Consider the following 13148-nt stretch of genomic DNA (forward strand, 5'->3'; position numbering starts at 1 on the left):
AAATTGTAACGTATGAAAAAAAGTAAAGCATATATCAGCGCAGCCCTGCTGGCTCTCGGATTGAGCGCCTGCACCAAGCTCGATGAAAAACCATACAGCGAAATTATTTCTGATAATTTTTATCATAATAAAGAAGAAGTCCTGTCTGCCGTACTGCGGCCATTTACCCATGCCGGTGCATGGGCGGCACCTACCGGTCAAACCGGCTACTGGCGCCTGCAGGAACTCTCCGCCGATCAGCTGGCATGGCCACAGAAAGGCAAGCACGGCTACGATGGCGGTAACTGGATCCGCCTGCATAACCACACCTGGATTGCTAATGAAGACAATGCCTGGAACCCGTGGCGACTGATGTACTGGGGAATGGGCTTCTGTAACAATACGCTGAAAGATCTGGCGGCTATGGACTTCACCAAAATTGGTATGACCAATGAAGACAAAGCCTCATTTCTTGCAGAAACAAAGGTGGTGCGTGCCTGGCATTACCTGAAACTGATGGACCTGTATGGTAACATTCCCATCGTAACGGAAGTAGGTGCGCCGGCGTCCCCGGCTACCAAAAGCCGCAAGGAAGTATTTGAGTTCGTTGAAAAAGAACTCAAAGAAAATGTGGAACTGCTGAAACCATTATCTGCTGATATGGTGGGCCGCGCTACTAAAGCAGCTGGCTACGCTATGCTGGTAGAACTGTATCTCAACGCACAGGAATGGACTGGCACCCCACGCTGGGATGACTGTATCAACTATTGCAATAAGATCATTGCCGGTAACGGCGGTTCCCTGAGCGGCGCAGTGCCTGCACTGGAACCGGATATTTTCCGCGCCTTTGCCAACAATAATAACACTTCTCCGGAAGACCTGTTCCAGCTCGCCTATGACCTGAGAGCCGGTAACTCCCGCTTTGGATGGCAAGGTGATTTCTGGCACTATCGTCAACGCCAGATCTACAACGCTGATGTAGATGGAAACAACAGTATCGTTGTTATTCCTACTGCTTATGATGCGTATAAAGACAATGACCTCCGCAAACAAAACTGGATGCTGATCGGACCACAGAAAAAAGATCCGGCGCTACGCACCAGCGTTGGAGATAGTTTGGTACTCGGCACAGAAGAATACAACGGCAAACCACTTGTATTTGTGAAAGAGATCCGCAGGAATTCTGAAGGTGAAAGCGGCGCCGGTAGTATGACGGAAGGTGAAGAGAACAGCGGGGCACGTTTTGCAAAATATGTACCCGGCACACAGGCCGATCCTAATTACTGGGGCAACGACTTTGTGTTATACCGTTTGACAGAAATTTATTTCAACAAAGCAGAAGCATTGATGAGAAAAAATAACGGCATCGCTACACAGGATGCTGTTGATCTTATCAACACCTGTAAGAAACGCGCATTTAAGGCGGCAGACTGGGCTGCTGAAGCTTATACAACCACCAGCCTCACCATGAATGAACTCCTCGCTGAAAGAGGCCGTGAGTTCATCTTTGAGGGCAAACGCCGTTCGGATCTGATCCGCTTTGGCAAATTTACCACAAGCACCTGGTGGGATCATCAGCCATCTGCTGATAAGTACAAGCTGTTCCCGATTCCTTTCAAACAAACAAGTATTAATCCTAACCTGGTTCAAAATCCTGGTTACTGATAAACTGATTTGGGTGCGAAGTAGTAAACGGCTTTAACCCGGATGCGGAAAACCTAAAACGGCCGTCTCTTAACTGAGATGGCCGTTTTCAATTTTGTAGAATGATAGTCAGTAAGCCAGTAATTCGCTGATAGCTGCAGCTACTTTTGCAGGCGTTGGCAACATCGCTGCTTCCAGGCCGGTATTAAGCGGTACGGCCGGCAGGTCCAGCGCACCCACGGTAAATACCGGTGCATCGAGGAACCGGAAACAGGTTTGCTGAATGCGTCCGGCCAGTGCCTGTGCAAAAGAGTTATTGAGTTGTTCTTCTGTCAGGATCAGGCATTTCCCGTGTTGCTTCACCATGTCAAATACCAGTTCTTCATCCATTGGGAAAAGGGTACGCAGATCCACAATGGTTACCTGCCCCGGATGAGCTTTGGCAGCCGCTTTGGCCCAGTATACACCCATTCCGTAAGTAATAAGGCAAAGCGCATTTCCCTGGGCAGTATCTTTTGGATGTGCGCGTTGTATGATATTTCCTTTTCCCAGCGGTAGCACATAATCCGCTGCGGGCTCAATGGTCATGGCGTCCAGCGTGCCGGGCACTTTGCTCCAGTACAATCCTTTATGCTCCAGCATTACAACCGGGTTAGGGTCCAGGAAAGCGGCTTTCATCAGTCCTTTCATATCGGCGGCATTGGAGGGGTACACTACTTTGATCCCTTTAATGCTTAACAGCGTGGATTCCACGCTGCCGGAATGATAAGGCCCGCCGCCACCATAGGCGCCCACAGGCACGCGGATGAGCGTTTGTACGGGGAACTTGCCATTGCTCAGGTAACATGATTTTGATATTTCTGTTACCAGCTGGTTGAATCCCGGGTAGATATAATCGGCAAACTGTACTTCCACAATGGGTTTTACGCCTACGGCAGATAGCCCTGCTGTGGCGCCTATAATATACGCTTCCTGTATCGCGGTGTTATATACGCGGTGTAGTCCGAATTTTTCGCCCAGGGTGGCCGCTTCGCGGAAAACGCCTCCCAGTCTTACGCCCACATCCTGTCCGAATAAAATAGCTTCGGGATACTGCTGCATAATTTCTTCCACGGCGTGGAGGGCGGCATCTACCATTACTACTTTGGCCTTCCCGGCTGGTGTGCGGGTGCCGCTTTCTGCTGTTACTGCGGCAGGCGCAAATACGTGTTCCTGCACAGTTTCCGGTGATGGTTCCGGTGACTGTACCGCTTTATCAAAAGCTGCCTGTATATCGCTGGCAGCGGTCTTTTCAATTTCATCGAGTCGTTCCGGAGTTACGCCGTGTTTCAATAACAACGCTCTCATTTTTGGAACAGGATCATTGGCAGCGTGCTTTTCCAGGTCTTCCGCAGAGCGGTACCATTCTTTCCGCACACCGGAGGTATGATGTCCCAGCAGGGGTACATTAGCCTGTACAAGTATGGGCCGGCGTTCATGCCTTACATAGCTGATAGCGGTTTCCATAGCAGCGTAGCTGGCGGTAAAGTCGCTGCCGTCTACCCGCATGCGTTCCAGTCCTTTGAAACCGGCGGCATATTCATACGCATCCATTGTTCTTACTTCTGCTGCCGTGGCTGAAATGCCCCAGTCATTATCCTGCACCAGGTAAATTACCGGCAACTGTTTCAGCACGGCAAATTGCAGGGCCTCGCTCACCTCTCCTTCTGTAACGCTGCCATCTCCGAGGGAACAGATCACTACCGGCAGTTCTCCATCCGGGCCGGTTTTGAGCAGGGGAGAATGGATTTGTTCCAGGTATTGCAGTCCCTGCGCCACGCCCGTGGTGGGGATTACCTGCATACCGGTGGCACTGCTCTGGTGGGGAATCTGCGGCTTATCGGCCGTATTGCTGTTAGGGTGACTGTAATAAGATCTTCCGGCAGAAAAAGGGTCGGCAGCTTTCGCCAGCAGTTGAAGCATTAATTCATAAGGCGTAAAGCCGATGGCGAGCAGCATGCTCTCATCACGGTAATAGGGACTTACAAAGTCCCACGGCCGCAATTGCAGTCCGGTGGCTATTTGTATGGCTTCATGTCCACGGGAAGTAGAGTGAACATATTTACAGATTGGTCTGTTAGCCTCATAGGTGGCGGCCATACTGCCGGCTTCACACATCAATCGCCAGGCTGTTAATAATTCAGCCAGTTCGCCGGCGTTACCACCCGTATTGGAGGCAGGCGTTTTTAAAGTTGAAACGCTTGTGCTATCTTTAAACACAATAAGACTGTTTTGGTGATGATGGTAATTTAAAAACAATAGTTGCCATAGCAACAGTTGCTAATGCAAATTAATTAATATGGCTGATACTTTCGTCAGTAATCCCTCTTTTTTTAAGTTGGATGCTACGCTCAAAAAATTGCGCAACTATTGGCAAAAAACGTTCGATGCCCAACAGAAGGACATTACAGTGGACCAGTGGCTTCTGATTGAGAACCTGTACAAACACAAAAAAACCACCCATAACGAACTGGCCCGTAATACCTCGAAGGATATTACCACCATTTCCCGCATTATTGAACTGTTGGTAAAAAAGGGGCTGGTAAAAAGGGAGGCCGATGTGTACGACCGGAGGAAGGTGTATTTACAGCTGACCCCTGAAGGTGTGGAAAAATATAAAGATGTGAAGTCGCTGGTATATGATATGCGTAAAATTGGCTGGAAAACGTTGACAGAAACGGATTATGCCGAATTAACGCGGATCCTGGACACGATTTATGCAAATATTCCATAAAACGGTGGTTTTGTCTTATCCCGGCAAAACCACCGTTCTGTAATTTCTTCTTATTTAACAGAAAACTCCAACAGGCTGTCATTTTCAATAAATGCCTCGAAGTCGTCTCCTATTTCTGTAGGTCCTACGCCGGCCGGGGTACCGGTAAAAATGAGATCCCCGATGTTCAGGGTAAAGAAGCGGGAAATATAAGCCACCAGGAAATCAAAGGAAAACAAAAGATCCTGTGTATTACCCGATTGCGCCAGCGCCTTGTTTTTATACAGGCAGAAATTGATATCTTTTTTATCCATTTCAGGGGTAATAGGTATAAAATTACCCACTACTGCGGAGTTATCGAAAGCTTTGGCTATTTCCCAGGGTAACCCTTTCGCCTTTTGCTTATCCTGCAGATCCCGGGCAGTAAAATCGATCCCTACGGAGATATGATCGTAGTATTTATCTGCAAATTTTTCCTGGATATGTTTACCGTTTTTGCTTACTCTGAGTACCAGCTCGCATTCGTAGTGCAGGTTGGTGGTAAATTCCGGGTAATAGAACGGGTGGCCATTCTGCAGCAACGCATTCTTTGGTTTCATAAATAACACCGGTTCTGTAGGCACCTCATTCTTCAGCTCTTTGGCATGGTCGGCATAATTCCTGCCTACGCAAATAATTTTCATAATGCGTTTGTTTTAAGGTATAAAAAAAGCAGATAGGAATCAGATGAACAAATTTATTTCACAGACGGGAAGGTCAGTTTATTACTGTCGTTCATAGTACGGGCAATACCTATACTGGCAAAACTTTCAATGATATCCGAACATTTCCATATTTTCTCCTCTACGGTCCGTTCTTCTGTATTTTTCCATTTACTGAGTACAAACTCCACCTGTCGGCCTTTGGGATAATTATTGCCTACCCCGAAGCGCAAGCGCGGATACTGATTGGTACCCAGTGATTCCTGGATACTTTTCAGCCCGTTATGCCCTGCATCACTGCCTCCGGGGCGTAAGCGGAGCACATCCAGCGGAAGGGCCAGGTCGTCGAGGATCACAAGCAGGTTTTCCACGGGAATCTTTTCCTTATCCAGCCAGTATTTGATAGCCTTACCGCTCAGGTTCATGTAAGTAGTAGGCTTAATAACAATAAATGTTTTCCCTTTCCATTTACATTCCGCCACATCAGCGAGGCGGTCGTTCCTGAAAGTGGCTTTATGCCTGGCAACAAAATCATCTACCACATCAAACCCTATATTATGACGGGTATGCCGGTATTCCTCGCCGATATTGCCTAATCCAGCTATTAAGTATTTCATACGGGTCGTTTTCGTACCTGGAGATTTCCAAAATTAAAAAGCCCCTCTAAAAGTAGAGAGGCTTTTTGGAAAAATATATCTAAAAGATTATTTCTTTTTAGCATCTTTTTCAGCAGTTGCTTCTTCCTGACGCAGCTGACGGGTCATTACCACAGAAGCGATAGGAATACGCGGAGAGTTGGTGATTTCAACACCTTCAATTTTCACGTCTTCTACACGGATGTTTGCGTTCAGTTCCAGGTTATCGATGTTAACTTCGATATTTTCTACCAGGTGCTTAGGTAAAGCTTTCACTTTCAGCGCTTTCAGTTTGCTAACCAGTTTACCACCGGCTTTAACACCAACAGAAGAACCAACCAGTTTAATTGGAATGGTAACAGCAACCTGTTTGTCTTCTACCAGTTCCATGAAATCGATGTGAGCAAGTGCATCAGTAACTACATCAAACTGCATATCTTTCAATACGCATCTGTAAGTTTTAGCACCCAGTTTAATTTCTGCAATCTGGAAAGCTGCAGTGTAAACCAGTGTTTTGAATGCTTTGGCAGGAGCTGAAAAATTAACAGTTTCTGCACCCCCGTAAATAACGCAAGGCACTTGTTCCTCAGAACGGATCTGGCGGGTGGCTTTTTTGCCGAATTCGCTCCTGAGTTGTCCTTCGATGGTTATTGTGTTCATTGTTTAGACAATTTATATTGATGATTAAAATACGTTGTTATCAATCTCCCCGGCGGTGGCTGTGAATAAACAGGCTGGTGATAGATTTGTTTTCGTGCATGTTACGGATGGCTACCGCAAAAAGCTCTGCAACTGATATCACCTTGATCTTGGAACCGGCTCCCTGTGGTTTGATAGGAATGGTATCGCATACCACTATCTCCTGCAGTACTGATTTCTCGATATTTTCGTACGCATTTCCGCTGAAAACGGGATGGGTACAAAATGCACGTACACTTCTGGCGCCTTTCTCCATTAACAGGTTAGCGGCTTTGGAAAGTGTTCCTGCGGTATCGCAGATATCATCAATGAGCACGATATCCCTGTTGGTCACATCTCCTATCACTACCATGGATGCTATTTCATTGGCACGTTTACGATGTTTGTCGCAAATAACCATCTCAGCATTAAAGTAGGACGCTACTTCACGTACCCTATTGGTACTACCTACGTCAGGGGACGCAAAGGTAAGATTTTCCAGCTTTAAATTCTCTATATACGGAATAAAAATAGCTGAACTATCCAGGTGGTCTACCGGGATATCAAAGAATCCCTGGATTTGCGGTGCATGCAAGTCCATGGTTATCACCCTGTTAGCCCCTGCAGAAGTCAGCAGATTGGCCACCAGTTTTGAGCCAATAGCCACACGGGGCTTGTCTTTTCTGTCCTGGCGGGCATATCCGAAATAAGGAATTACGGCGGTAATATAGCCGGCGGAAGCACGCTTGGCGGCATCAATCATCAACAGCAACTCCAGCAGGTTATCTGAAGGTGCGCTGGTTCCCTGGATCAGGAAAACATAATCACCCCGGATACTCTCCAGGAATACAGGCTGGATTTCCCCATCGCTGAATTTCTGAATCTTTACTTTGCCAAGACCGCCATTAAGACCCTTGCCATATTTCTTGGCAATTTTCTCGGCCAATGCCGGATTACTGTTGCCTGTGAAAATTTTTACTGAAGGTTGCATACTAGATACTAGTGGAAAAGAGGTTGCAAAACTAGGATTTTTTGGGAGTACCCGCCTGATTTTTTTTCAAATACATATTACATAGCTGTTAAAAAGCAACTATAATTATCACATTATCATAACGTTTTAAAAGATAATAGGTCCCGAAAAATTCCCATAACGATTGGTATCGAATATAACGATTTTATAATGATCCGCTGGAAAAAGGAAAAGAAAAATGTGAAGGAAGAAGAAGGGTGTCATGATAGGTTCGTATATTTGAATAAATGCAATAAGTCATGTTTGTTGATGTTAACCCGGCTCCCCACCTGGCTATTCATAAGTGGCCTGATAATGAAAAGCCCAGAGAAAAACTGATCAATATCGGCGCTACAGCCTTAAGCGATGCTGAGCTGCTGGCAATCCTGCTGCATACAGGGCATAAAAGCAAATCTGCCCTCGAACTGGCAAAAGAAATCCTGCGCCTGGCCAATAATAATCTTTCCGAACTGGGAAAAATAAACGTAAAAAAGCTGCAAAAACTCCGTGGCGTAGGTTATGCCAAGGCTGTTACCATACTGGCCGCTATGGAGCTGGCCCGCAGGCGGCAAGCCGGTACCATTCATAAAAAAACAGTGATCAACAACGGATCGGATGCAGCCATGTTTTTCAAGCCCATGCTTGCAGACCAGCCCTTTGAAACATTCCATGTCCTGTTTCTCAGCCATGCCAACAAAGTGCTGCATTACCGCCATCTCAGCACCGGCGGCATCACCAGCACCGTGGTAGATCCCCGCATTATTTTCCGGGAAGCACTGGATACAGGCGCCACCAAGTTATTACTCTGCCATAACCATCCCTCCGGCAGCCTCCGCCCCAGCCAGGCCGATCTCCGGATTACCACCAGGATAAAAGATATGGGAATGCTCTTCGATATCCAGGTGATGGACCATATCATTGTGTCCGAAACCGGCTATTACAGCCTTGCGGAAGAAGGGATGATATAAATCCCGAAATGTGTTTTACTTTCGCACATATTTATTCATTTTCCATATGCTCAAAATAGGACTCTTCGGCGTAGGACATTTAGGTAAGATACACCTCTCTCAACTGGCCACTATGAAAGACGTAGAAGTGGTAGGCTTCTATGATCCAAACAATGCAAATGCAGCCAGCATCTCCGAGCAATATAATATTCAACGGTATACCACCGCGGAAGAACTGATACTGTCGGTAGACGCCATTGATATTGTGGCGCCCACCACCCTCCACTTCAAATTATGTGAACTGGCCATCCGCAACGGCAAACACATATTCGTGGAAAAACCCATGACCAATACAATGGATGAAGCCAAAACACTGGTTAAACTGGTGGAAGAAGCAAATATTAAATTTCAGGTAGGCCATGTGGAAAGATTCAATCCTGCTTATCTCGCACTCAGGGGATATGATCTCAAACCCATGTTCATTGAAGTACACCGCCTGGCAGAATTCAATCCCCGCGGTACAGACGTAAGCGTGATCCTCGATCTTATGATCCATGATATCGATATCGTGCTGAGCATCGTAAAATCTACCGTGAGCCGCATCTCCGCCAGCGGAGTAGCTGTGATGAGCGACACACCGGATATTGCCAACGTACGCATCGAATTCCATAATGGCTGTGTTGCCAATCTTACTTCCAGCCGGATTTCCCTGAAAAAGATGCGCAAAATGCGCCTCTTCCAGAAAGATGCTTATATCGGTATCGATTTCCTCGATAAAAAAACAGAGATCATTAAACTCAAAACACCGGAAGACGAAGGCTTATTCACCCTGGATATTGAAACCAACAGCGGCAGAAAAACCATCGCCATCGATAACCCGGAAATAAAGCAATCCAATGCAATCCGCATGGAACTGGAAATGTTCCGCGACAGCATCCTGCAAAACAAACCGGTAGCCGTAAACGCTATCGATGGTCTGCAGGCAATGGATGTAGCCCATCAGATCCTGGCAAAAATAAATAAGGGTCTGTCTGAAACAGCCTCTGCTAAATAATTATTACGTATAACGAAAGCCGCTGTCGGTCCGTTTTCATATTACAAACCATTTATGAAACGAATCCTTTCTGTACCGACAGCGGCCTCCGGTAAATGGTTATCCCCGCTCCCGCAGCAACACCTCCGCAATAACAAGGTCCAGTGGTTTGGTAATTTTAATATTGGATTCTTCTCCCGGCAGCAGATGCACAGGATGCCCCAGCCGTTCCACAACAGTGGCTTCATCCGTAAACAGCGGATCATAGGGCAGTTCAAAGGCAGGCAGGATCAATTCTGAAAGAAAAGTTTGCGGCGTCTGGATAATCCGGAAACGATCACGGTCCACAGCGGCATTGTTACCGCCTGATATCTCCCGGATACTATCTTTCATATCAATCACCGGGATAGCACTCCCGTGAATAATGGCGGCTTCATAACAGGCACGGATCAACGTAGTAGATACCAGCGGACGCACCCCGTCGTGTACAAATACTACAGCCGGGTGTTTTACCTGCTGCAAGCCATTCTGTACAGAATGAAAGCGGGTATTCCCCCCTTTTATGATGGTGATGTCCGGCAGTTTGTCAAAAGCCTGCAGAATGTGGTTGGCGAAAGTAAAATGGGCTTCAGGAAGCACCAGCACAATTTCCATGTCAGGAAAGGCTGCCGCGAAAGCGGCGATGGTGTGGTACAATACAGGCTTACCGGATAGCTCCAGGAACTGTTTGGGAACAGCGCTCTGCATCCGGGTACCGGACCCGCCGGCAACTATGATAGCAACTTTTTTATATTCCATATAAAAAGATCGGGGATTTTCTTATCCAGCTGGCTGAATAAGAAAATCCCCGAAAAATGCTTTGTAATTAAACGATCAGCATGGCATCGCCATAGCTGAAGAAACGGTATTTCTCTTTAATCGCCTGCTGATAAGCCTCCATGATCAGATCATATCCTGCAAAAGCGCAGGTCATGATGAGCAGGCTGGTTTTTGGCAGGTGGAAGTTTGTTACCAACGCATTTGGAATAGCAAAATCATACGGCGGATGAATGAACGTGTTAGTCCATCCTTCAGCTGCTTTCAGGTGGTTTTGCGCAGTTACGGAAGATTCTACGGCACGTACAGAGGTAGTACCAATAGCGCAGATCTTGCGGTTCTCTTCTTTTGCTTTGTTTACCACTTTCACGGCGTGTTCTTCAATGTGAAAATACTCCGCATCCATTTTGTGTTTGCTCAGGTCTTCCACTTCAATAGGGCGGAAAGTACCTAAACCTGTGTGCAGCGTTACTTCTGCAAACTTAACACCTTTAATTTCCAAACGTTTGATCAACTCACGGCTGAAGTGCAAACCTGCAGTAGGTGCAGCTACAGCGCCCTCGTATTTGGCATACACGGTCTGATAACGCTCTTTGTCTTCATCTTCCGGTTTACGTTTGATATACTTAGGCAACGGCGTTTCTCCCAGCTGATCAAGCACCTGTTTGAACTCTTCGTCATTACCTTCGAATAAGAAACGGATGGTACGGCCTCTTGAAGTAGTGTTATCAATTACCTCTGCTACCAGCGTCTCGTCGTCGCCAAAATACAATTTGTTGCCTACACGGATTTTACGTGCCGGGTCAACAATTACATCCCATAAACGGTTTTGCTTGTTCAGCTCACGCAGCAGGAATACTTCAATTTTTGCTCCTGTTTTTTCTTTACGGCCATATAACCTTGCAGGAAACACCTTTGTATTGTTCACAATCATTACATCCTTATCGTTGAAATAACCGAGGATGTCTTTGAATACTTTGTGCTCAATTTTTCCGGTATTGCGATGTACCACCATTAAACGTGATTCATCTCTTGTCTTGGTAGGGTGCTGGGCGATCAGATTTAAAGGAAGATCGAATTTGAACTGTGATAGTTTCATATTACGGTATGAATAAATTTTAGAGGTGCAAAGCTACCGATTATTATCTACATCATCAAAAAATGATATATAATGCATAACAATCAGGTAATTATATATTATATCCCTTTAGGAATAGCTGCTATCAGCTGTTGGGTATACGGATTTTCCGGGTGATTATACACCCTGTCGGCTGCGCCCTGTTCTACAATTTTTCCCTTCTGCATCACCATCATCCGGTCGCTGATAAACCTCACCACGGAAAGATCGTGCGAAATAAAAATACAGGTAAAGCCCAGTTCTTCCCTTAAACGGATCAGCAGGTTCAGCACCTGCGCCTGCACGCTTACATCCAGCGCCGCCACCGACTCATCACAGATAATAAAAGATGGCTCCACCGCCAGCGCACGCGCTATTACAATCCGCTGGCGCTGTCCGCCGGAAAACTCGTGCGGATAACGGTTAAAGTGTTCGGGCAACAGGTTTACCTTCTCCAGCAATTCCAGCACCTTTGCTTTTTGCTGCCGCTCCGTGCCATACAGCCCGTGCACCTTCATCGGCTCCAGGATAGCGGCGCCAATGGTTTTCCGCGGATTCAGCGAAGCATAAGGGTCCTGGAAAATCAGCTGCATATCTTTCCGTAGCGCACGCATTCCGGCCGCCGACAAACTTCGTATATCCTGCCCCTTATAAATAATGCTTCCTGCCGTTGGCTCTGCAAGTCTTAACAGCGACCGGCCCAGCGTAGTTTTACCACAACCCGATTCTCCCACCAGGCCGAGTGTTTCACCGGTAATCACCCGGAAGCTCACATCATCTACCGCTTTGGCCCATTGCAGTACTTTGCCGGTGATGCTCCTTTTCACAGGAAACCAGGTTTTCAGCTGATGCACCTCCAGTAAAGGCGCTGCTGCAGCCAGCTGTAGCTCGCGCTGACGGAGGGCTGCCTCCGGGATTACCAGCGACTGCATCACATCCCGGATGGCGCCGGCTTTTTCGTGTATCTGTCCCCGTGAGTCCGTCTCCATAAAATCACGGATCACAGGCAATCTTACCAAACGTTTATCCAACGGGGGCCGGCAAGCCAGCAATCCCTTTGTGTACGGATGTTGCGGATGCAGGAACACGTTTCTTACCGTGCCTTCTTCCACAATATTCCCTTTATACATCACCACTACCCTTTCCGCTATTTCCGCTACCACGCCTAAGTCGTGGGTAATAAAAATAACGCTCATCTCCATTTGCTGCTGCAGTTCGCGGAGTAGCTCCAGTATTGCCTTCTGCACGGTAACATCCAGCGCTGTAGTGGGTTCGTCGGCGATCAGCAGGCGGGGATGACAGGAGATAGCCATTGCTATCATCACCCGCTGTTTCTGTCCACCAGAAATTTCGTGGGGATAACGATCCATGATCCCGGCAGGATCAGGCAGTTTTACCTTTTCGAAAAGCGCGATTACCTCGTTCCGTGCTGCTTTGCGGCTTACACCGGTATGCAAACGGATAGCCTCCGCCACCTGCTCTCCGCAGGTATGCAGGGGATTCAGCGCCGTCATGGGTTCCTGAAAAATCATGGCAATTTCGTTGCCCCGGTAGCTACGCATGGTAGCATCGGGCAACTGCAGCAGGTTAACTGCTGTTTCATCCGCTGCCTGGTAAAGGATCTGCCCACCGGAAATGATGCCAGGCATATCAATGAGTCGCATGAGCGAAAGGGCGGTAACGGATTTTCCGGACCCGGATTCTCCTACTACGCCTACAATTTCGCCCTTGCCTATAGAAAGGGAAATCTGATTAACAGCTGTTGTTGTTGTTTGTCCGGACCTGAAAGTTACCTCCAGGTCCTGTATCTCTACCCGCGTGGAAAGCATACCCGGAA

Annotated in this window: 12 protein-coding genes; 4 read left to right on the forward strand and 8 right to left on the reverse strand. The window is 47.2% G+C overall.

Annotation, left to right across the window (positions count from 1 at the left end; translation table 11 throughout):
• Window positions 1–12: 12 nt before the first annotated feature.
• Window positions 13–1644 (forward strand): RagB/SusD family nutrient uptake outer membrane protein, encoded by a 1632-nt coding sequence (locus tag PV783_RS29695; protein WP_079470843.1) that lies wholly within the window; start codon window positions 13–15, stop codon window positions 1642–1644.
• A gap of 108 nt (window positions 1645–1752) precedes the next feature.
• Here PV783_RS29695 and PV783_RS29700 read toward each other — a convergent pair whose 3' ends face one another.
• On the reverse strand, window positions 1753–3882 hold the full coding sequence (locus tag PV783_RS29700) for an alpha-ketoacid dehydrogenase subunit alpha/beta (RefSeq protein WP_420990580.1): 2130 nt from the start codon (window positions 3880–3882) through the stop codon (window positions 1753–1755).
• Window positions 3883–3961: 79 nt separating this feature from the next.
• On the opposite strand from PV783_RS29700, the gene PV783_RS29705 reads away from it, so the two are divergent.
• Window positions 3962–4396 (forward strand): MarR family winged helix-turn-helix transcriptional regulator, encoded by a 435-nt coding sequence (locus PV783_RS29705; RefSeq protein WP_079470844.1) that lies wholly within the window; start codon window positions 3962–3964, stop codon window positions 4394–4396.
• 50 nt (window positions 4397–4446) lie between these two features.
• On the opposite strand, the gene PV783_RS29710 is transcribed toward PV783_RS29705, so the two are convergent.
• From PV783_RS29710 to PV783_RS29725, 4 genes are all read right to left on the reverse strand, one after another.
• Window positions 4447–5058, reverse strand: coding sequence for a fumarylacetoacetate hydrolase family protein (locus PV783_RS29710; RefSeq protein ID WP_079470845.1), 612 nt, complete (start codon window positions 5056–5058; stop codon window positions 4447–4449).
• 53 nt (window positions 5059–5111) lie between these two features.
• On the reverse strand, window positions 5112–5693 hold the full coding sequence (pth, locus tag PV783_RS29715; RefSeq protein ID WP_079470846.1) for an aminoacyl-tRNA hydrolase: 582 nt from the start codon (window positions 5691–5693) through the stop codon (window positions 5112–5114).
• A gap of 87 nt (window positions 5694–5780) precedes the next feature.
• Window positions 5781–6371, reverse strand: coding sequence for a 50S ribosomal protein L25 (locus tag PV783_RS29720; RefSeq protein WP_079470847.1), 591 nt, complete (start codon window positions 6369–6371; stop codon window positions 5781–5783).
• Window positions 6372–6411: 40 nt separating this feature from the next.
• The gene (locus PV783_RS29725) at window positions 6412–7380 is read right to left on the reverse strand and encodes a ribose-phosphate pyrophosphokinase (protein ID WP_079470848.1); all 969 of its coding nucleotides are present in this window, start codon (window positions 7378–7380) and stop codon (window positions 6412–6414) included.
• Between the two features lie 278 nt (window positions 7381–7658).
• On the opposite strand from PV783_RS29725, the gene radC reads away from it, so the two are divergent.
• The gene (gene radC, locus PV783_RS29730; protein WP_079470849.1) at window positions 7659–8366 is read left to right on the forward strand and encodes a RadC family protein; all 708 of its coding nucleotides are present in this window, start codon (window positions 7659–7661) and stop codon (window positions 8364–8366) included.
• A 46-nt stretch (window positions 8367–8412) separates the two neighbouring features.
• On the forward strand, window positions 8413–9399 hold the full coding sequence (locus PV783_RS29735; RefSeq protein WP_079471006.1) for a Gfo/Idh/MocA family protein: 987 nt from the start codon (window positions 8413–8415) through the stop codon (window positions 9397–9399).
• A gap of 99 nt (window positions 9400–9498) precedes the next feature.
• On the opposite strand, the gene PV783_RS29740 is transcribed toward PV783_RS29735, so the two are convergent.
• From PV783_RS29740 to PV783_RS29750, 3 genes are all read right to left on the reverse strand, one after another.
• On the reverse strand, window positions 9499–10176 hold the full coding sequence (locus tag PV783_RS29740; protein ID WP_079470850.1) for a 2-C-methyl-D-erythritol 4-phosphate cytidylyltransferase: 678 nt from the start codon (window positions 10174–10176) through the stop codon (window positions 9499–9501).
• A gap of 67 nt (window positions 10177–10243) precedes the next feature.
• Window positions 10244–11293 (reverse strand): tRNA preQ1(34) S-adenosylmethionine ribosyltransferase-isomerase QueA, encoded by a 1050-nt coding sequence (gene queA / locus PV783_RS29745; protein WP_079470851.1) that lies wholly within the window; start codon window positions 11291–11293, stop codon window positions 10244–10246.
• A 98-nt stretch (window positions 11294–11391) separates the two neighbouring features.
• Window positions 11392–13140 carry an ABC transporter ATP-binding protein gene (locus tag PV783_RS29750; protein WP_420990581.1) on the reverse strand — a complete coding sequence of 583 codons (1749 nt, stop codon included), beginning with the start codon at window positions 13138–13140 and terminating at the stop codon, window positions 11392–11394.
• Window positions 13141–13148: the final 8 nt, after the last annotated feature.

The organism is Chitinophaga sp. CC14 (assembly GCF_048957795.1).
Classification (GTDB): Bacteria; Bacteroidota; Bacteroidia; order Chitinophagales; family Chitinophagaceae; genus Chitinophaga; species Chitinophaga ginsengisegetis.

What these genes read in the sequence shown, in the direction of transcription:
- PV783_RS29725 (WP_079470848.1), bottom strand. Translation starts at nt 7,380, where the DNA reads ATGCAACCTTCAGTAAAAATTTTCACAGGCAACAGTAATCCGGCATTG.
- PV783_RS29710 (WP_079470845.1), bottom strand. Translation starts at nt 5,058, where the DNA reads ATGAAAATTATTTGCGTAGGCAGGAATTATGCCGACCATGCCAAAGAG.
- PV783_RS29705 (WP_079470844.1), top strand. Translation starts at nt 3,962, where the DNA reads ATGGCTGATACTTTCGTCAGTAATCCCTCTTTTTTTAAGTTGGATGCT.
- pth (WP_079470846.1), bottom strand. Translation starts at nt 5,693, where the DNA reads ATGAAATACTTAATAGCTGGATTAGGCAATATCGGCGAGGAATACCGG.
- queA (WP_079470851.1), bottom strand. Translation starts at nt 11,293, where the DNA reads ATGAAACTATCACAGTTCAAATTCGATCTTCCTTTAAATCTGATCGCC.
- radC (WP_079470849.1), top strand. Translation starts at nt 7,659, where the DNA reads ATGTTTGTTGATGTTAACCCGGCTCCCCACCTGGCTATTCATAAGTGG.
- PV783_RS29695 (WP_079470843.1), top strand. Translation starts at nt 13, where the DNA reads ATGAAAAAAAGTAAAGCATATATCAGCGCAGCCCTGCTGGCTCTCGGA.
- PV783_RS29740 (WP_079470850.1), bottom strand. Translation starts at nt 10,176, where the DNA reads ATGGAATATAAAAAAGTTGCTATCATAGTTGCCGGCGGGTCCGGTACC.
- PV783_RS29750 (WP_420990581.1), bottom strand. Translation starts at nt 13,140, where the DNA reads ATGCTTTCCACGCGGGTAGAGATACAGGACCTGGAGGTAACTTTCAGG.
- PV783_RS29735 (WP_079471006.1), top strand. Translation starts at nt 8,413, where the DNA reads ATGCTCAAAATAGGACTCTTCGGCGTAGGACATTTAGGTAAGATACAC.
- PV783_RS29720 (WP_079470847.1), bottom strand. Translation starts at nt 6,371, where the DNA reads ATGAACACAATAACCATCGAAGGACAACTCAGGAGCGAATTCGGCAAA.